The sequence below is a fragment of the Arenibacter sp. P308M17 genome (assembly GCF_003426735.1).
Taxonomy (GTDB): domain Bacteria; phylum Bacteroidota; class Bacteroidia; order Flavobacteriales; family Flavobacteriaceae; genus Arenibacter.
In genome coordinates this window covers 180,305-199,268 of the sequence record NZ_QVON01000003.1, presented here as the reverse complement: position 1 = coordinate 199,268, position 18,964 = coordinate 180,305, and the positions used below count along the sequence as shown (strand labels likewise).

At 43.2% G+C, this 18,964-nt stretch carries 11 protein-coding genes; 9 read left to right on the top strand and 2 right to left on the bottom strand.

Annotated features, from left to right (window positions below; genetic code table 11):
• Positions 1-132 precede the first annotated feature (132 nt).
• Together D0S24_RS08800 and D0S24_RS08795 are read left to right on the top strand one after the other, a co-directional pair.
• Complete coding sequence (locus tag D0S24_RS08800) at positions 133-1,011, top strand: hypothetical protein (protein ID WP_117019514.1); 879 nt, start codon at positions 133-135, stop codon at positions 1,009-1,011.
• A 242-nt stretch (positions 1,012-1,253) separates the two neighbouring features.
• Complete coding sequence (locus tag D0S24_RS08795) at positions 1,254-2,165, top strand: hypothetical protein (RefSeq protein WP_117019513.1); 912 nt, start codon at positions 1,254-1,256, stop codon at positions 2,163-2,165.
• Positions 2,166-2,574: 409 nt separating this feature from the next.
• Here D0S24_RS08795 and D0S24_RS08790 read toward each other — a convergent pair whose 3' ends face one another.
• Entirely contained in the window at positions 2,575-5,289 is a 2,715-nt protein-coding gene (locus D0S24_RS08790; protein WP_181938060.1) for a pitrilysin family protein, read from the bottom strand.
• 161 nt (positions 5,290-5,450) lie between these two features.
• On the opposite strand from D0S24_RS08790, the gene D0S24_RS08785 reads away from it, so the two are divergent.
• On the top strand, positions 5,451-6,482 hold the full coding sequence (locus D0S24_RS08785; protein WP_117019866.1) for an SUMF1/EgtB/PvdO family nonheme iron enzyme: 1,032 nt from the start codon (positions 5,451-5,453) through the stop codon (positions 6,480-6,482).
• 187 nt (positions 6,483-6,669) lie between these two features.
• Positions 6,670-7,218 carry a YceI family protein gene (locus D0S24_RS08780; RefSeq protein ID WP_117019511.1) on the top strand — a complete coding sequence of 183 codons (549 nt, stop codon included), beginning with the start codon at positions 6,670-6,672 and terminating at the stop codon, positions 7,216-7,218.
• A gap of 112 nt (positions 7,219-7,330) precedes the next feature.
• Here the strand turns inward: D0S24_RS08780 and D0S24_RS08775 are convergent, their stop codons facing one another.
• Positions 7,331-8,200: an AraC family transcriptional regulator gene (locus tag D0S24_RS08775; RefSeq protein WP_117019510.1), complete on the bottom strand. Its 870-nt coding sequence runs from the start codon at positions 8,198-8,200 to the stop codon at positions 7,331-7,333.
• A gap of 215 nt (positions 8,201-8,415) precedes the next feature.
• Between D0S24_RS08775 and D0S24_RS08770 the strand changes: the two genes are divergently transcribed.
• From D0S24_RS08770 to D0S24_RS08750, 5 genes are all read left to right on the top strand, one after another.
• Positions 8,416-11,640: a DUF1553 domain-containing protein gene (locus tag D0S24_RS08770; protein WP_117019509.1), complete on the top strand. Its 3,225-nt coding sequence runs from the start codon at positions 8,416-8,418 to the stop codon at positions 11,638-11,640.
• Positions 11,641-11,675: 35 nt separating this feature from the next.
• Positions 11,676-13,187, top strand: coding sequence for a DUF1501 domain-containing protein (locus D0S24_RS08765; protein ID WP_117019508.1), 1,512 nt, complete (start codon positions 11,676-11,678; stop codon positions 13,185-13,187).
• A gap of 44 nt (positions 13,188-13,231) precedes the next feature.
• Positions 13,232-14,626, top strand: a complete 1,395-nt coding sequence (locus D0S24_RS08760; protein ID WP_117019507.1) for a DUF2231 domain-containing protein — start codon at positions 13,232-13,234, stop codon at positions 14,624-14,626.
• Positions 14,627-15,153: 527 nt separating this feature from the next.
• A complete protein-coding gene (locus tag D0S24_RS08755) occupies positions 15,154-17,496 on the top strand; it encodes a PSD1 and planctomycete cytochrome C domain-containing protein (protein WP_117019506.1) in 2,343 nt (780 codons plus the stop codon).
• Between the two features lie 5 nt (positions 17,497-17,501).
• Positions 17,502-18,962: a DUF1501 domain-containing protein gene (locus tag D0S24_RS08750; RefSeq protein WP_117019505.1), complete on the top strand. Its 1,461-nt coding sequence runs from the start codon at positions 17,502-17,504 to the stop codon at positions 18,960-18,962.
• Positions 18,963-18,964: the final 2 nt, after the last annotated feature.

Sequence of the window (18,964 nt, the reverse complement as noted above, 5' to 3'; positions counted from 1 at the left end):
ACCACAATTTCTTTCGTTTTCACAACAAATATGGGGCTTTCGGACTTTTTTCATCGAATATTTTTGCTGCTTATCGAACAATAATCTTATTTTGTAGGGTAATTCTTATTCCCTCGGGATAAAAGTTGAAAAATGATGAAAAGCATACTTATGCTATTGGGGCTTCTAATCGCGCAATTATTGTTCGGGCAGGTTACCGAACTGGAGAAAAATGTGCTCATAGAGCTCTATAAAAGTACTGGGGGTGATAACTGGATCAAAAAATGGGATTTAAACGCCCCGGTTTCCACTTGGGAAGGGGTTATCCTTGAGAACGATAAGGTAGTTTCCATTAATTTAATGGGCAACAACCTTAGGGGTAACATACCCTATTCCATAGGCGACCTAAAGAATTTAAAAGTATTGAACCTGGCCTTAAACAATATTGGAGGTAATATTCCGGAAAGTATTACCGAATTAAAAAAATTGGCCGTACTGCGGTTAGGTAAAAATAGGATAACCGGGACGATCCCCAATAATATTGGGAATTTGGATAGGCTTTTGGTATTGGATCTTTTCTATAACGACCTTTCTGGAGAGTTGCCTCTTAGCCTAGGTGATATTAAAAGGTTAAATGTAATATTACTTTCACATAACGGATTAAGTGGCTCCATCCCTTTGAGCTTTGGAAATTTAAAATATTTGGAACGTTTGGAGTTAGGGGATAATAACTTTAGCGGTTTAGTGCCGGATAGTCTCGAAAACCTGACCAACCTTAAAATGCTTGTTTTGGCGGAAAACCGATTTAGGGGAGAATTTCCTGGGGACATCTTGAGCCTTCCTAATCTAAAATTGGTACAACTTCAAAATAATAGATTTGGCAAGAATGATTTTGGTAACGAAGCCGGGAAAAATAAGTTTGTCCTTTTTGATTATGATGAAGGTAATTATAGAAGTTTTGATGTTAATAAAATAAATGGCAATAAAAACGTTAGAACGGTCGATACCCGATTTGAGGATAGTTTTAATTAAAAGAACTAAGTACTTGACAAAAATTGTTTTAACTAGGGTTCTCGGAAAATCCGTTTTACCCCAAACCCTAAAGGGAGCCTGATTTTCCTCAATTCCACCCTTTAGGGTCGGGGTCAAATATTGAGGAAAATCTTGCCAAATTGAATTTTGTCATGTACTAAATTAAAAGTATGTTACAACCCACCCAAATGAAGAGTTCGGGCAGGTCTGACGAATAAAACAATAAATATCAACAGGTGAATATGATACAGCAAAAATTACAAAGAGCTTGTGTTTTGGGGGTGATTATATTTTGTTTTGTGTTTACCACAGTAGTGAATGCTGTGGTTCCAAAAAGCGAAAAGGCCGTACTACTGGAACTTTACACTAGTACCCAAGGTCAAAAATGGAATACAGTATGGGATATTGACACCCCGGTAGACACCTGGTATGGTGTTACGGTCCAAAACGGCCATGTGGTGGAAATCAACCTTTTTAGGAACAACCTTGTAGGCAGTCTTCCTGAAAGTATAGGGGAGCTTAAATATCTGGTAAGTTTAAACCTTGCCTTTAATATCATAAGCGGGGAAATTCCGAAGGGGATAGCCCAATTAAATAAATTGGAAGTGTTGAAACTGGAGATGAATAGGTTGGAAGGTGGGATACCTGCGGAAATGGGCAATATGAAATCATTGGTAAAGCTTTCTGCCTTTAACAACTTCCTAAGTGGAAAAATACCCGAAAGTCTTGGAAACATTCAAACCTTAAAGGAACTTAATTTATCCAGTAATAATCTTACGGGGCGCATACCTAGTACCTTGGGAGAGCTTTCAAAATTAGAGAGTCTAGGGCTTTTTGAAAATAAATTGTACGGCTCCATTCCTGGAGAATTGGGAAAATTGGGCAATTTAAAGGAGCTGGTATTGGCGAACAATGAACTTGGCGGGGAAATTCCTAAGGAGTTTGGACAATTGGCAAGTCTTAAAGTACTTCAGATTCAGAACAACAATATTTTCTCTTTTGATCATATAGAAGGTATGGATTCAGGTCAGTTTCTTGTCTTTGATTATGATAAGGCCAAGGGAGAAGCAGGAAAAGAGAATAAGTATAAGAATATTGATGCTATTAAAACAAGAATGGCAGATACGAAGTTTGAAGATGAAATGGAGGAATAGTAATTGCTTAAAAATAAGTTGGTTTGGTTAGAAGGAATACAATTTGTATTCCTTTTTTTATTGTCTGGAGTCTTATTTACCCAATTTTAGTTACCCCGAACCTTGTTCTTTTTCACACCTGACCATCGTTAAAAATAACGCTGCGGTAGCCATGGCAATACCACTATTTTTTGCCTCGTCCTAATAAAAAACTATTCGACCCATATGATGCATTAACAATACATTTAAAGGTAAAACCCCGCCTGAACTTAGTCGGGCAGGCCCGTTTCAGATAGGTTTTCGGGATTGGTTACTGTAAATGTTGGATATACAAAGTAGGCAGTAAGCAGTGAAATCTATTTTTTTGCCGACCGTAAACCGCTAATGCCAAATCATTTCCCTGCCTACCGGCATGTATGTGGTTCGTAGTTTATTTTTTATAATCCCCGGCGTTGATTACCGTCCAATTCTTGTAGGGTTTAATGTATTTGCCAATGGCATTGTTGATATCGCTTATGGTTAGATTTTTTACTTTATCTTCCAATTTTTTATGGAATTCCATGCTGCGATCGTAATAAATATTATTGTTCAATAGGCCTGCCAGTTCGGCATCTTTGGCCCGGGAAACACTCTCCTCCTGCACCCAGCCGTTTACGGCGTTCTTTAATTCTTCCTCCGTAATACCATCTTTAATATAGCGGTCCAATTCCTCCTTAAACCCTAGTTGTACCTTGTCATAGTTCTCTGGGGCATAAATGGCATATAGGTATATGGACGAGTTTTGGTCGTCCGCATTGGGATCGGCCTGAAAACCGGCACCAGCGCCATAACTAACACCGTCCTTTTGGCGCAACCTGTCCGCAATCCGCGAATTTAGAAAACCGCCTCCCAGGATGGTGACTGCCATATTCAGGGCGGCATAATCTTCGTGGTCTTGACTAATATTAACATTAAGGTTTCCAAGGGTCATGGCATTCTTCTTATCCGGGGTAAGAATGTCTTCATTTACTTCAGGGGAATCGGTAAATGGATCCTTAAGCCTCGAGTAGGAGTTTATGCTATTGAAGTTGGTGTATTCTTTTTCCATATAGGTTTTTAGTTGTTCCGGTTGCAGATCACCAATACCTACCAGGATGGATTTGCCCAAGCCGTAAAATTCCTTGTGGAAACTTTTGATATCCTCTATGTTGATGGCCCTTATGGCCGCTTCCTCTTCTTCCACCGTCATTGCGTATAAGGGATGTCCTTTGGGAAAGATGTTGTTTATAACGGATAATCTTTTGGAGGCCAAAAATTGTGGTTCTGTCTTGTTGCTTTCCAAATATGCCAGGGACTCGGTTTTTAATTTTTCCAATTCCGAGGCCTCGAATGAAGGTGTTTTAAGCATTTCCGACATTAGGGCCAATGTGGCCATTAGGTTTTCTTCGGTAGAAACTACATTGGCATAAACATTACCGTTACTGGCCCTAAAGGATACCGAAGATTTTAATTTGCTCAATTCGTCCTCGATCTGTTGTCTGGACTTGGAAAGGGTGCCCTTGTTCAGCATACTGGCGGTAAAGGATGGGGCAACGCCTTTATTCTTTAGGGATTCCACATTCCCGTTTCTAATGCTAAAGCTAAGTCTGACGGTTTTGCCGCGATTACTTTTTTTAATAATACCGTAGGCAATTCCATTGGAAAGTTGGCCTTGCTCCAATCTGGATTGAATGGCATCATAGGAAACATCAAAGGCCTCTCCTGTGCCCATGTCCTCCCTGCCTTTATAGTTGGATACAAGGGCATCAAGATTTTGGGTGTGTTCAATTTCTATTCGTTCCGGCTTTTTGGCAGGGTTAAATCGGCCTATGGTTCTATTGGTGGTGATGAGGTATTTTTTCGCCACTTCATTTACAGCTTCAAGACCGGCACCCTCAATTCTATCCCGTTGTATAAACGCCAATCGCCAATCGCCTCCACCTATAAATTCGCTCATATAAGTTCCCAGATAAGAAGAGTTTCTAAAAATCTGATCGGTTCGTTTTAAGAGATTGGCCTTGGCACGATCCAATTCTTCTTGGGTAATGGGGGCAGTTTTTACAGCATCCAAAGTTTCCTTTAGAACTTTTTCCACTTCGTCCGCATTCTTATCCGAAGGAACGTCTACGTTGATATATAAAAAACCCGGTTCTTTGGTAAAAGGGGAGAAGGACCAAATGGAAGAAGCTTTTTTTGTCTCTATTAGGGCTTTGTAGAGCCTGCCGGCAGGCTCGTTCGTAAGGATGTCCTCAACAATGGATATGGCGGCATAATCCTCATGCGAGCCAGCGGGGGTATGGTACATGGCCGAAACTATCTGTAGGTCGCCAACACGATTGAGTTCGACTGTTTTTTCACCGTCCTGTGCCGGTTCTTGGGTATAGGAGTCCCTAATAGGGGTAGTAGGCTTTTCAATTTTACCAAACTTTTTTTGGATCAGCTCCAGTGTTTTGGCCTCATCAAATTTACCGGTGACCATTAAGACCGCATTGTCCGGACGGTAGAATTTTTTATAAAATGCCTTTAGGTTTTCAATGGGAACACGCTCTATGTCGGATCTGTTTCCAATGGTGCTGTTACCATAATTGTGCCAAATATAACCGGCATTGATCACGTTTTGCATAAGCACCCTGGACGGGTCGTTTTCACCACTTTCAAATTCATTGCGTACTACACTGAACTCGGATTCCAAGTCTTTTTTGGCGATATAGGAATTCACCATTCGATCTGCCTCCAGATCCAAGGCCCAATCCAGGTTTTCCTCATTGGAATTAAAGGTTTCAAAGTAATTGGTCCTGTCGTACCAAGTAGTCCCATTGGGCCGCGCCCCATGGGAGCTCAACTCTTTGGGGATATCCGGATGGTTGGGAGTGCCTTTGAATACCATATGTTCCAAAAGGTGGGCCATGCCTTTTTCCCCATAACCTTCATGTCTGGAACCTACCAGATAGGTAATGTTGACCGTGATGGTCTGCGATGAATTATCGGGAAATAAAAGTACTTTTAGGCCATTATCCATTTGGTACTCTGTTATTCCCTCTACAGTGGCTATTTTTTGTAATTGTCCAAAGGAAAGGCTGGTGCAAATAAGGGAGATCAGTATAAACGATATGATTTTTATTCTCATGGGAGTTAATTTTAGATATTCAATAATACAAAATTTAAAGGGTGTTTTATGGGTTATAACCATAGAAATTTTGAATTCTGGAGGGATATTGTGCCATAGGGATGGCACTTTGGAAAAATTGTAATATTTTTAGCCCGTCAACCCTAAAAATGATTTTTCAAATGCATAGAATTGCCACTGTATTATTTAAACAGCCTCTCTTTAATTTTCTTTTCTTTTCTTTCTTGTTGATTTCCTTTCAATCCTGTAAATCTGGACAGTCCGCTACAGCTGATCCGGAAAAGGAAGTGTCCGCTTCCGAGACCTTCACGGAGAAAATTCCCGCTACGGATATTACTTTTGATATGGTATTTATACCTGAGGGAAAGTTTATGATGGGCAGCCCAGAGGATCAGGTGAACAGAAAGGCCGATGAGGGTCCAATGAAGGCTGTTGAAGTGGATGCCTTTTATATGGGAAAATACGAATTGGGTTGGGAGGTTTTTGAGCTGTTCTTTAAGCAGAACAAGGATTTGTTCCAGAATTTGGACGCGGATAAGTTAAGTGGTATAGATGCCATTACAAGGCCCAGTCCTCCTTATGAGGATCCCTCTTACGGTATGGGAAAGGTTGGGTATCCGGCCATAAGCATGTCCGCCTATTCCGCCTTGGTGTTCTGTAAGTGGCTAAGTACCGTTACGGGCAGGTTTTATAGGTTGCCCACGGAAGCGGAATGGGAGTATGCGGCCAAGGCAGGGACCAATACGGCCTATTCCTTTGGGGACGATGTCTCCAAAATTGATGAATATGCCGTGTACTATAAAAATTCCGATAATCATTATGCCAAGGTAGGGAGCAAACTGCCCAACCCTTGGGGATTGTACGATATGCACGGAAATGTATCCGAATGGACCTTGGACGAGTACAAGGAAAATGCCTTGGCCATTACCGACTCCAAAAACCCTTGGGTAAAGCCTACGGTAATCCATCCCAGGGTAATCAAAGGGGGGTCTTGGGACGATGATGCCAAGACCCTCAGGTCTTCCGCTAGGATAGCATCCAGTTTAAAATTGCAAAAGAGGGATCCCCAAATTCCAAAAAGCTTTTGGTGGAACACGGACTCCAACTTTATTGGGTTTAGATTGGTGAGTCCAAAAGTTCAGCCTTCAAAAGAGGAACAAAAGCAGTTTTGGCAAACTGTGTTGGACGAGTAGGAATAATGCTGGAAAACTTTTGAAAACAAATTAAATATAACTCATGAAATGAGCATGACCAAAATTTGGTCGCCAGCCTGAAAGATCCATTCTGGCGGGCAAACCCAAATGAAGATATGCGAATTACACCCACCTGAACGATGTAGTCGGGCAGGTATGACCGCTAAAAAAAAATAAATATCTACCTATGAAAAATATACTGTTCGTACTATTATCATTTCTGGTTTTTGCCGGTCATGCCCAAGAATCATATACCCTATCCCAAGAGAGTGCCCTCAACATAAATGGTTCGTCTACCATTCACGATTGGACAGTAACGGCCAATGCAATCAAGGGATCCATGAACATGAAGGCAGGAGTAGTGGATAATTTGTTATTTCAGGTAGAAGTGGCCCAAATTAAAAGCGAACGTGGGGCGGCCATGGATAAAAAAATGCACGAGGCCTTAAAGATGGAAGAACATCCCGAGGTGATTTTTAAGTTTAAGGAAATCGAGAAAACCTCCGATTCGGAAAATACGGTACGGATTCATGGGATGCTTACCATTGCAGGCGTTGAAAAAGCGGTGGATATCAATTCGGTATTCCAGGAAGTTGGTGGGAATTACATTTTTAAGGGAAGTAAGGAAATAAGGTTGCAGGATTATAATATGGAGCCCCCAACCGCAATGTTCGGGCAAATAATAGTGGGGGACAATGTTACCATCACTTTCGATTTGGTGTTTACCAAGGGTTAGGCCTTTTGTTTGATTGCTTTGTAATACCTGTTTTAGGCGGTATAAATTTCTTATTATTGGGATTCAATATAAATGGCAATTCTGCTGTAAAGTTGGATAACTTGCATTGCCGTTATTTTTTTGATTGTCCCTCCCTGAAAGCCCCGGGAGTTTTCCCGGTATGGCTTTTAAATATTCTTGTAAAATAGGAAACATTTTCCAGCCCCACTTTTTCCGCAATTTGCTTCAGGGAATTATTGGTGGAGAGCAATAGCAATTGGGCTCTTTCAATACGTTTGGATTGAATGTATTTATTGGGGCGCATGCCAAAATTTTCATTGAAGACCCTCGAAAAATAATCGGTATTTAAATGGCAGAAATCGGCCAACCGCTTTATGCTTAAATTCTCGTGGAGATTTTCATGGATATAGTTGAGAACCATACCAAATTCCTTCTTTTCGTTGCTATTTAAGGACTTGGATTTGGTATTCTGTATAAATCTGGACAGCAGTATCCCTAGAATGGCATGGGTTTCCATATAAGCGGTTGGACTTGATTCTTCGTTCTTCCTTTCAAAATCCATAAGGGTGGGTCTGTTATCGTAAACTTTTGGGTTATAGTTTTCCAATTGTCTATTTGGGTTTATTTCCAACAAGCGTTTAAAATAGTATAGATCCATAGGGTTTGCTTCCAACTCGTAAATAAAATTGCCATAATTGAAAATGGAATAGCCATTTTTCAGTTCTTCCAAACAACAGATGTAGTATTGCTCATGGTATACATCGCATTTATATCTGCCAAAAGTATAACTGGGAATTAGATATATATGACCTGGTTTCAATTCGATGGCTTCATTGCTGTGATAGATCATGGCGTTTCCTTTGGTGATATAATAGAGTCTGACAAAGGGGCTGATAACATCGTCATAATCCCATAGCGGGCCAAGTTTTGCATAGCCTACATTTAATAAGGCCAATTTTAGGGATTGAAGAATTTTGGACATGGCTCAAAGATTTGTCGGATTTGGTACAGGGGTATTCAATAAATTTTCATTTAAAAAAATAAATGATTCATTGCTAAATTAGTAAATAATTTATTTAAGGACAGAAATTATAAGCGTGTTAATGTCGGAAATGTGCAATACTTAAACTGATTTGGATGAATATTATGAATCCTTAAATTTTATCTTTGGAAACGTAGTAAATAGATAGTTTGGGAATGGCAATTATTAAGAATCTTTTAGTTTATTGCTGGATTTTATCATTATTTTCTTGTGGAGGTCCGGAAATACCCGAGCTGGTATCCCTTGAATACGATAAATTACCCGAGAAAGTAGATTTCAATCTGCATGTAAAGCCCATCCTCTCGGATAAATGCTTTATATGTCATGGTCCCGATAAGGCAAAAATAAAGGCCGACCTCCAATTGCATACCCCGGAAGAAGCTTTTAAAGAGCTTAAGGAATCGCCGGGAAAGTTTGCTTTAAAGCCCGGAAACTTGCGTAAAAGTGAGGTGTTCCATAGAATAATTTCAAACGATCCCAACTTTGTAATGCCGGAACCCGATTCCCATCTTTCCCTGTCCGATCATGAGAAGGCGGTGTTGATAAAATGGATAGAGCAAGGTGCCGAATATAAAGATCATTGGGCTTTTATTAAGCCTATGGCCTACGAGGTCCCAAAAGTCCAGGACAAAGCAGGCCTTGTACAGAACCCCATCGATAATTTCGTGTTGTCGCGTTTGGAACAGGATAAATTGCAGTTCTCCCCAAAAGCGGACAAGGAATTATTGTTGAGAAGATTATACCTGGATCTGACCGGATTGCCACCAACCTTGGAGGATATGGATTCTTTTATAGAGGACCCTTCGCCCGAAGCTTATGAAAAAGTAGTGGACAAATTATTGTCCTCACCTCATTATGGGGAGCAAATGGCCTTGGACTGGATGGATTTGGCCCGTTTTGCGGACACGCACGGATATAGTGTAGATAGATATCGCGATATGTCCCCTTGGCGGGATTGGGTAATAGATGCCTTTAATGAAAATATAACCTATGATCAGTTTGTTACCTGGCAAATGGCAGGAGATCTTTTGGAAAACCCTACTCGGGAAACTATTTTGGCCACCGCCTTCAACCGTGTCCATCCACAAAATATGGAGGGGGGTATAGTAAATGAGGAGTTTTTGGTAGAATATGCCGTAGATCGGGCCAGTACGGCCGGGCAGGCGTTTATGGGTTTAACGGTGGCCTGTGCCAGATGTCACGACCATAAATATGACCCCATATCCCATAAGAACTTTTATGAGCTCACCAGTTTTTTTAACAATGTGAACGAATCGGGACAGATTTCCTGGAACGATGCCACTCCGGTTCCCACCTTAATGATGACCACGGAAGAGGAGGAAAAGGTGTTGACCTATATGGAGGATTTGATTAATGACGTAGAAGGGGAGATCAAAAAACTGGAACAAGAGGAAGTGGCCGACAATTTTGATAAATGGTTGTCGGATGGGCAATATACATCTATTGGAGTGCAGGTTCCTTCCAAAGGATTAACGGCCTATTTCGATCTAAATGATCAAAGTTTGCAAAATGTCATCGATCCAAAGCACAGGGGCACCATGAAGCGGGAAGGTACGGAAGGACAAAAAATAAACCTTTCCGAAGGAAAACAGGGCAAAGGGGTATTGTTGGACGGGGATACCTGGCTGGATTTGAGAAAGGCCGGTGTTTTTGGAAGAAATGACGCCTTCAGTATAGGTTTATGGGCCAATATACCCTTAAATATAGAGAATGGGAATATTTTCCATAAGGGCGACGGGGCCATTCTGTACAATTGGCGTGGGTACCACCTTAAGATCGTGGACAACAAGTTGGAGCTGATGATGGCCCATACGGCACCCAACAATGCCATTGTAGAAATAGCCAAAAATACATTTCCACGGGACCAATGGGTACATTTTGCCATTACTTATGATGGTAGCAGTAAGGCGGAAGGGTTCAGGTTGTTCGTTAATGGCAGGGAGATGGAGACAATCGTAAAAACCGACAACCTGTACAAGGACATTCTTTTTAGAAACAATAACGAACCGGGGCTTCAATTGGGGGCAAGGTTAAGGGGCAAAGGAATAAAAGGGGCAGTGGTAGATGAGATAAGGGTGTATGAAAGGGAATTGTCCGGCCTTGAAGTAATGCAACTTGCCAACGATCTTCAGCTAAACGAATTGATAAAAAAAGAGGTCGCCGGCCTGGGGTCCCAGGATAAAAAAATATTGCGGGAACACTATCTGAAATCGGTTTCCCAAACCACCAGATTACAGCAACGTAAATTGGCCCAATTGCGCAAGGTTTATGTGGATAGTGTTGAAAAGGTAAAGGAGGTAATGGTTATGGAGGAGACCCCGGAACCGGTGCCGTCCTACATTTTGGATCGGGGCGTATATAATGCGAGGGGCGAGGAAGTGTTTCCCAATACCCCCGAAGCCATTTTGCCCATGCCGGAAGATTATCCAAAAAACAGGCTGGGATTTGCCAAATGGTTGTTTCATGAAGATCATCCCCTTACGGCAAGAGTAGCGGTGAACAGGTTTTGGCAGCACTACTTTGGATATGGTCTGGTAAAGACTTCGGAAGATTTTGGAAATCAGGGCGAAATGCCAAGTCACCCCAAATTATTGGATTGGTTGGCCCTGAAATTTAGGGACTCGGGATGGGATGTCAAAGCATTTCAGAAATTGATAGTGATGTCCCATACCTATCAACAGTCTTCAATGGTAAGTGAAGCATTGATGGAAAGGGATATCGACAACAGACTTTTGGCAAGAGGCCCCTCGAAAAGACTTTCCGGAGAGATGTTGCGAGATAATGCCCTGGCCGGTTCGGGATTGTTGAAAAAAACCATAGGAGGGGAAAGCGTTAGTCCGTACCAACCGGAAGGCTTATGGAGGGTAAACAATGCCACCTATACTCAGGATACCGGCGATAAACTGTATAGAAGAAGTATGTATACTATCTGGAAACGTTCCGTGCCACATCCTACCCTGGCCACTTTTGATGCCCCCGCCAGGGACGTATGTACCATACAACGGCAGGAAACCAATACCCCGCTGCAGGCTTTGGTGTTGCTCAATGATCCTACTTATATTGAGGCATCCAGGGTTTTGGGCAAATATATGGTCGATTCGGGAGATTTGAAATTGGGTATTTCCAATGTTTTCAGACAGCTTACCGGAAGGAAAATTAAGCAGGGCGAGCTACAATTGTTGGTTGAACTCCAGGAGAAGGAATATAAAAAATTTACGGCCAAGCCCGAAAAAACAAAAGGTTGGCTCAATACAGGTGAGTTTGCATTGGATAGCAGGGATGACAAGGCTTTGGTAGCCGCCAATGCGGTGGTGGCCAATACCATTATGAATGCGGATGCCTGTATCACCAAAAGATAATAAATCAAGAAAAGGCAGAATTAAATAGGAGGGATATGTGCGATCATCACGATATATTAAGATCCAACAATCGGGATCTTCAGGGCATCGAAAAGCAATGGGATAGAAGGGAGTTCTTTAAGAAGACCTCTCTAGGTTTGGGGGCTATGGCCCTTGGTTCCTTGTTGCAGTCGGAAAAACTCTGGAGTGCCGTTAATTCCGTGGCCGATTCCGGGAATTCTTTACATTCCCTTACTAAGAATAATTTGGGATTGCCCCATCATTTGCCCAAGGCAAAGAGGATTGTATACCTTTTTCAAAGTGGTGGCCCTTCACAATTGGACCTGTTCGATTATAAACCCAAACTAAAGGATATGTTTGGACAGGATTTGCCCGACTCCATTAGGGCCGGGCAGCGCCTAACGGGGATGAGCGCCGATCAAACCGCTTTTCCCATTGCTGCATCCACTTTAAACTTTAAACAGTATGGGGAATCCAGGGCCTGGGTGAGTGAGGCTATGCCCTATTTGTCAGAGGTAGTGGATGATCTGTGCTTTATTAAGGGCATGCATACCGATGCCATTAACCATGATCCGGCCATAACCTTTTTTCAGACCGGGAGCCAACAGCCGGGGAGACCCTCTATTGGTTCTTGGATCAGCTATGGGTTGGGATCGGACAATGATAATTTACCAACATTTATTTCATTGGTCTCCAAAAATGGTTCAGGGCAGCCTTTGTACTCCCGTTTGTGGGGCAATGGCTTTTTGCCGACCGAACATCAGGGCGTACAGTTCCGTTCGGGAAAGGATCCCGTGCTGTATCTTGGAGATCCTGAGAACTATGATGGAAAGGACCGCAGACAAATGTTGGATTATTTGAAAAAATTGAATGGAATGGCTTATGACGCTTTTGGGGATCCCGAGATTAATGCGAGGATAGCCCAATACGAAATGGCCTATAGAATGCAGACCTCCGTACCTGAGGTTACGGATACGTCGGACGAGCCGGACTATATTTTTGATATGTACGGACCCGATAGTCGAAATGCCGGTACTTATGCCGCAAATTGTTTGATGGCCCGTAAATTATTGGAAAAGGATGTGAAATTTGTTCAATTATATCACCAAGGATGGGATCAACATGGCAATTGTCCCGGTGGGGTAAAATATCAAAGCAAGAATACGGATCAGGGTACTGCGGCATTGATAAAGGACTTAAAACAAAGGGGCATGCTGGAAGATACATTGGTGGTATGGGGCGGAGAGTTTGGACGTACGGTCTATTCCCAAGGCCAGCTCACGGAAACGAACTACGGACGTGACCACCACCCTAAGGCCTTTACCATGTTCATGGCAGGGGCAGGGATGAAACCGGGATTTACCTATGGGGAAACCGATGATTTTGGGTATAACATTATCAAGGATCCGGTACATACCCACGATTTTCAAGCGACTCTGTTGCACCTTTTTGGAATTGACCATGAAAGATTGACCTTTAAACATCAAGGCCGTAGGTTTCGCCTTACCGATGTACATGGCGATGTGGTGAAGGATATCCTGGTATAAAGTAAAAAGAATAAAGATGTTGAAAGTAGTTCAAAAGCTTGGTAATGGAAAGTAACGTACCCGATTTTATTTTGTTTCTGGGTCGATTTCACCCACTGGTCGTGCACTTGCCCATTGGTTTTTTGATTTTTGCCTTTCTTTTGGAAATCTATGGGCGCTGGCATAGGAATCCCGCCTTGACCATGGTCATAGGTTTGGCCTTGTTCGGTGGGGCAATAAGTGCATTGGTGGCCAGTGTCCTGGGATATATGCTTTCTTTGGGAGGCGACTATGAACAGACCATGCTGGATACACATTTTTGGTTTGGAGCAGCAACCACCATAGTGGCATTTATTGCCTCGGCAATACATTCGGGCAAGTTGAATATACCAAAATTGAAGGGTTTAAAATCCAATATGGCCGGCTTGTCCTTGGTGGTCCTGTTGGTAGGTATTACAGGCCATTATGGGGGTAATTTAACCCATGGAAGCGACTATTTGTTCAAATATGCCCCATTTGGAAGATCGGAAAAGGTAGTGCTGCCCCCTATTGTCAAACTGGAGGAAGCCGAGGTCTACGCTTATTTGGTTAACCCTATCTTGGAGGCCAAGTGCACTAGTTGCCATAACTCCAGTAAGAAAAAGGGCGGACTCTCCTTTCAAGATTCCGTTGCCTTTAAAAAAGGAGGTAAAAACGGGGAGGCCTTTATTGCGGGAAATGTCGCCAAGTCCGAGATGGTCAGACGGGTCATGTTGGATCCCCACCATGAGGATTTTATGCCGCCCGAAGGCAAGACTCCCCTTACCGATGGGGAGAAACAGATTTTGTCGTTTTGGATAGAAAAGGCCAACGCAGATTTCAAGGTGAAACTGGCCGATTTGGAAACCCCGGAGGATATAACCAGTATTGCCTCCAATATGTTGGGTCTGGAAGATGTTACCGGTAAAAGTGGAATTCCCCTGCCTAAGGTGAAACCGGTTAGTGCAGAAATTTTGAGGGATATTGAGGATGCAGGTTTCAAGATCCGGGAATTGATATTCGGATCTGGATTGTACGAAGTAGTGTTGCCTCCGGAGTCGATTACTTCCAAGGATAGCGGTGAACTTGAAGGAAAGTTGGAGAAGTTACTTCCATTAAAGTTGAATATATTGTGGTTGTCGTTAAGGGATAATATGGTGCAGGACGAGCATTTAAAAACCATCGGCCAGTTTGTAAACCTTCAAAAATTGGAAATTGAAAAAAATCCGATTACTGATGTAGGTATTGCCGAGTTAACGGGAATCCAGAGTATAACCGGACTCAATTTATATCAAACTAAAATTACGGCGTCCAGTTTTGAAAACTTTCTAAAAATGAAGGGTTTGAAACGGGTATATGTTTGGGGTACGACCATTACAGTAGATGAAGTTGCAAGTTTTAGGGACATAGAAAATCGTCCTGAAGTAATACTGGGAATGTAATTGCGGTATAATGGGGTTAAAATTGGCCAATGGATTATTGGTCTCGGTTGGACTTAAAACTCCGCTTTAGCTTCTAAAAATGTTTTTGCCATAAGCCATAGGCTAGAGGCATAAAAATAAGAGGTTTGATTGCGAACAATTGCTTTACCTTAATATAGTTTTAGTGTATAGATTAATTTATATGCTGTACCGGTAAAGAAATTTTAATGATGGATTGGCCCTTATATCGTTAAAATTCCCTAAGGGTCTAAAAAGTGGGTATATTATTGGGCCGGATGACCCTTCTCTAAACAATAGGAAATAGAAAATAATGTTAAATCAGGAATATTAATTGGAACATTCTTGAATATTATGGAAAATAGTAAAGTTAATTCTGGATATTTTACGGATTTAATGAAAATATGTTGTTATTTTAGTATAAATAATGTAGTATATGTAAATTAAGGAGAGATGTCATCTTAGCTAGAAATAATGGGATGTGTAATCCTTCCATTTTCAATTTAAACAAATGAAAATAAAGTTCCCAAATGAGACAAAAGCTTAGTATAATATTAATTTTATTGGGTCTGGTGGTCCTACTGTTCGCAATTAAGTCGGGATTTTTCAAATCCTCCAAGGACAGTTATGCCGACCAGAAATTGCCTGAGGTAGTAGATTATAATTTTCATATAAAGCCAATACTCTCGGATAATTGTTATACCTGTCATGGGCCGGATGCCAATAAACGTAAGGCCGGCCTGCGATTGGATCTGGAATCCAACGCATTTTCCGAACTGCCGGAGAATCCCGGGAAATACCCCATTGTGGCGGGCAAACCCGGTAACAGCCTAATGTACCAACATGTGGTAACCGATGATTCGAAACAGCTGATGCCCCCACCAGATTCGCAATTGGCACTTAATTCCTACGAAAAGAAATTGCTGAAAAAATGGATCGAGCAGGGGGCCAAGTTTGAAAAGCATTGGGCTTTTATTCCCCCAAAGAAAGCGGATATTCCAAAAACCGAACGTACCGATTGGGCACAAAATGAGATCGATGCCTTTATTTTGGAAAAGTTGGAGGAGAACGGGCTAGTGCCTTCCTCAAGGGCAGAAGAGCATACCCTGATCAGGAGAATGAGTCTGGACCTAACGGGCCTTCCTCCCAATGCGGGCCAGGTGGAAAGTTATCTTTCCGGTTCTTCAGGGGATGTATTGGAGCGGGCCATAGATGAGTTTTTGGCCTCTCCCGCATATGGGGAGCGTATGACGCAGGTCTGGCTGGACGTGGCCAGATACGCGGACTCCCATGGCTATCAGGACGATAGTTATAGGAGCATGTGGCCCTGGCGCGACTGGGTGATCCATGCCTTCAATAATAATATGCCCTATGATGAGTTTCTGAGCGTGCAATTGGCGGGCGATCTGATGCCCAATGCCACCAAGGAACAGGTACTGGCCACTGGGTTCAACAGAAACCATCCCATAACCCAGGAGGGCGGCGTTATCCAGGAGGAATACCAGTCCTATTATGTGGTGGACCGTACCAATACTTTGGGTAAGGGTATATTGGGCCTTACCCTGGAATGCGCCAAATGCCATGACCACAAATACGACCAGCTGTCCCAAAGGGATTATTATGAGATCTATTCCTTTTTCAACAACGTGAACGAAATGGGGCTGCGTATGGATGCCGTACAGGCTGCCAATCAGAAATATTTTGCGGACGCCCCCTTTATGACCATTACCGATGAGGAGTCCAATGGGGTTTTGTCCTTTATCAACAAGTCCGAAGGGGAAGATGTTAAGGTAATGGTCATGAACGATTCCATGCCAAGGACAACCTACATTTTCAACCGAGGGGAGTATGCCAGCCCTGGGGAGGAGGTAACCCCTAATGCCCCAGAAATTATACTTCCTTTCTCGGATAAGCTCCCAAAGAACAGATTGGGACTGGCCCAATGGGTGACCGATGAAAACAATCCGTTGACCTCCAGGGTCTTCGTGAACAGGGTCTGGGCAATGGTGTTCGGGAACGGACTTGTGGAAACCTCTGAAGATTTCGGGGTTCAGGGCAGCTTGCCCAGCCATCCCCAATTGTTGGATTGGCTGTCCAAAGATTTTATGGAACACGGTTGGGACATAAAATATCTGCTGAAAAAAATTATGTTATCCGCTACCTATCAGCAAAGCTCCATAGCTACGGAAGAGTCCAAAAAGGCGGACCCCGACAACAAGTGGCTATCCAGGGCCCCAAGGTTCAGGATGAGCGGGGAAATCATAAGGGACTACGTTCTGGCCACCAGCGGCCTATTGAACAGGGAGATTGGGGGCCCCAGCGTAAAGCCCTATCAACCCCCCGGGCTATGGGAGGAGACCAACGCTGGGGGCAATAGGGGGGTACTTACCACCTATGTGGCCGATGAAGGGGATAAATTGTACAGGCGTTCCCTTTATACCCTATGGAAAAGGACCCTGCCACCGCCCAGCATGTCCATTTTTGATGCGCCCAATAGGGATATCTGTGAAGTAAGGCGGCAAAAGACCAATACCCCTTTACAGGCCTTGGCACTACAGAACGATGTTCAAATGTTGGAGGCGGCCCGGGTGTTGGCTGAAAATACCATTACGGATACCAAGGATGCGGAAATGTGGGTCACCACAGTATTTCGGCGTATCTTGGTAAGGAATCCCAAGGAGGAGGAAAAAAAGGTCCTGGATGAATATTATTCCGATGCGCTGGAAAAGTTCTTGAAAGAAAAGGAGAATGCCCAAAAATTGGTGGCCCAGGGAGAATATAAAAGGTTGGATACGGATCCGGCAAAAACGGCCGCACTGATGCTTACGGCACAGGTAATCTACAATCTTGATGAAACAATTACCAAAGAATAACGATTATGGAAGAAGATAAAACAAATTCTGAAAACCCCCTCAAGGTAAATCGAAGACACTTTTTTTCACAATTAAGTGTGGGGATCGGTTCATTGGCTTTGGGATCTTTGTTGATCCCGGACCTTTTTAAAGGTGGTCCCAAACCCTTGGCGGGCCAACCATTGGGAATTCCCCATTTTGCCCCTAAAGCGAAACGGGTAATCTATTTGTTTCAATCCGGGGCCCCGTCACAGTTGGAATCCTTTGATTATAAACCTACCCTTACCAAGCGGATGGGCGAAGATCTGCCGGAATCGATACGGAACGGGCAACGGCTTACGGGAATGACCGCTGGGCAGGATAAATTTCCCTTGATGCCTTCTGCGGCCAAATTTTCCCAACATGGTAAAAGTGGAGCATGGGTAAGCGAGTTTTTTCCGCATATAGCCAAAATTTCCGATGAGATCTGTATCGTTAGAAGTATGCACACCGAGGCCATAAACCACGATCCGGCAATTACCTTTTTTCAAACAGGGAGCCAGCAATCCGGTCGCCCAAGTATGGGATCCTGGATGAGTTATGGTCTGGGAAGTGAGAATCAGAACTTACCCTCCTTTGTGGTGCTTACCTCCAGGGGAAAGGGCAATAGCCAAGGGCTGTATTCCAAGCTTTGGTCCAGCGGATTCTTGGATTCCAAGCACCAAGGGGTACTATTGCGGTCCGGAAAAGATCCCGTTTTATATTTGAACGACCCGGATGGAATTTCCCGTTCCGATAAAAGGCATTTATTGGACCATGTATCCTCCTTGAACAAAATACATCATGTTGAGACCGGGGACGATGAGATAGAATCAAGGATCGCACAGTATGAAATGGCCTATAGGATGCAGATGTCCGTACCCGATGTAATGGATATTAAAAAAGAGCCGGAATCCATAATAAAATTATATGGGGAAGATTCCCAGGTTCCCGGCACCTATGCCGCCAATTGTCTGCAGGCCCGTAGACTTGCAGAGAATGGGGTCCGTTTTATTCAGTTGTACCATCAGGGGTGGGATCAGCACGGCAATCTGCCCAATGAAATGGCAGGCCAGGCCAAGGACGTGGATCAGGCCTCTGCAGCCCTGATCCTGGATCTGAAACAACGTGGTATGTTGGAGGATACCTTGGTTATATGGGGCGGGGAGTTTGGAAGGACCAATTATTGCCAAGGAAACTTTGATCTAAAAAATTACGGTAGGGACCATCACCCGAGGGCTTTTAGTATATGGATGGCCGGTGGCGGCATAAAGCCGGGCATTACCTATGGAGAAACGGATGAGTTTGGCTATAATATTGTAAAAAACCCGGTTCATATCAATGATTTCCACGCTACCATTATGAATAACCTGGGATTGGACCACGAACAACTAATTTATAAATATCAGGGCCGTCGCTTTAGACTCACGGATGTGGCGGGCAATGTTGTAAACGATATCTTAACATAGTA

What these genes read in the sequence shown, in the direction of transcription:
- D0S24_RS08800 (WP_117019514.1), top strand. Translation starts at nt 133, where the DNA reads ATGATGAAAAGCATACTTATGCTATTGGGGCTTCTAATCGCGCAATTA.
- D0S24_RS08795 (WP_117019513.1), top strand. Translation starts at nt 1,254, where the DNA reads ATGATACAGCAAAAATTACAAAGAGCTTGTGTTTTGGGGGTGATTATA.
- D0S24_RS08790 (WP_181938060.1), bottom strand. Translation starts at nt 5,289, where the DNA reads ATGAGAATAAAAATCATATCGTTTATACTGATCTCCCTTATTTGCACC.
- D0S24_RS08785 (WP_117019866.1), top strand. Translation starts at nt 5,451, where the DNA reads ATGCATAGAATTGCCACTGTATTATTTAAACAGCCTCTCTTTAATTTT.
- D0S24_RS08780 (WP_117019511.1), top strand. Translation starts at nt 6,670, where the DNA reads ATGAAAAATATACTGTTCGTACTATTATCATTTCTGGTTTTTGCCGGT.
- D0S24_RS08775 (WP_117019510.1), bottom strand. Translation starts at nt 8,200, where the DNA reads ATGTCCAAAATTCTTCAATCCCTAAAATTGGCCTTATTAAATGTAGGC.
- D0S24_RS08770 (WP_117019509.1), top strand. Translation starts at nt 8,416, where the DNA reads ATGGCAATTATTAAGAATCTTTTAGTTTATTGCTGGATTTTATCATTA.
- D0S24_RS08765 (WP_117019508.1), top strand. Translation starts at nt 11,676, where the DNA reads ATGTGCGATCATCACGATATATTAAGATCCAACAATCGGGATCTTCAG.
- D0S24_RS08760 (WP_117019507.1), top strand. Translation starts at nt 13,232, where the DNA reads ATGGAAAGTAACGTACCCGATTTTATTTTGTTTCTGGGTCGATTTCAC.
- D0S24_RS08755 (WP_117019506.1), top strand. Translation starts at nt 15,154, where the DNA reads ATGAGACAAAAGCTTAGTATAATATTAATTTTATTGGGTCTGGTGGTC.
- D0S24_RS08750 (WP_117019505.1), top strand. Translation starts at nt 17,502, where the DNA reads ATGGAAGAAGATAAAACAAATTCTGAAAACCCCCTCAAGGTAAATCGA.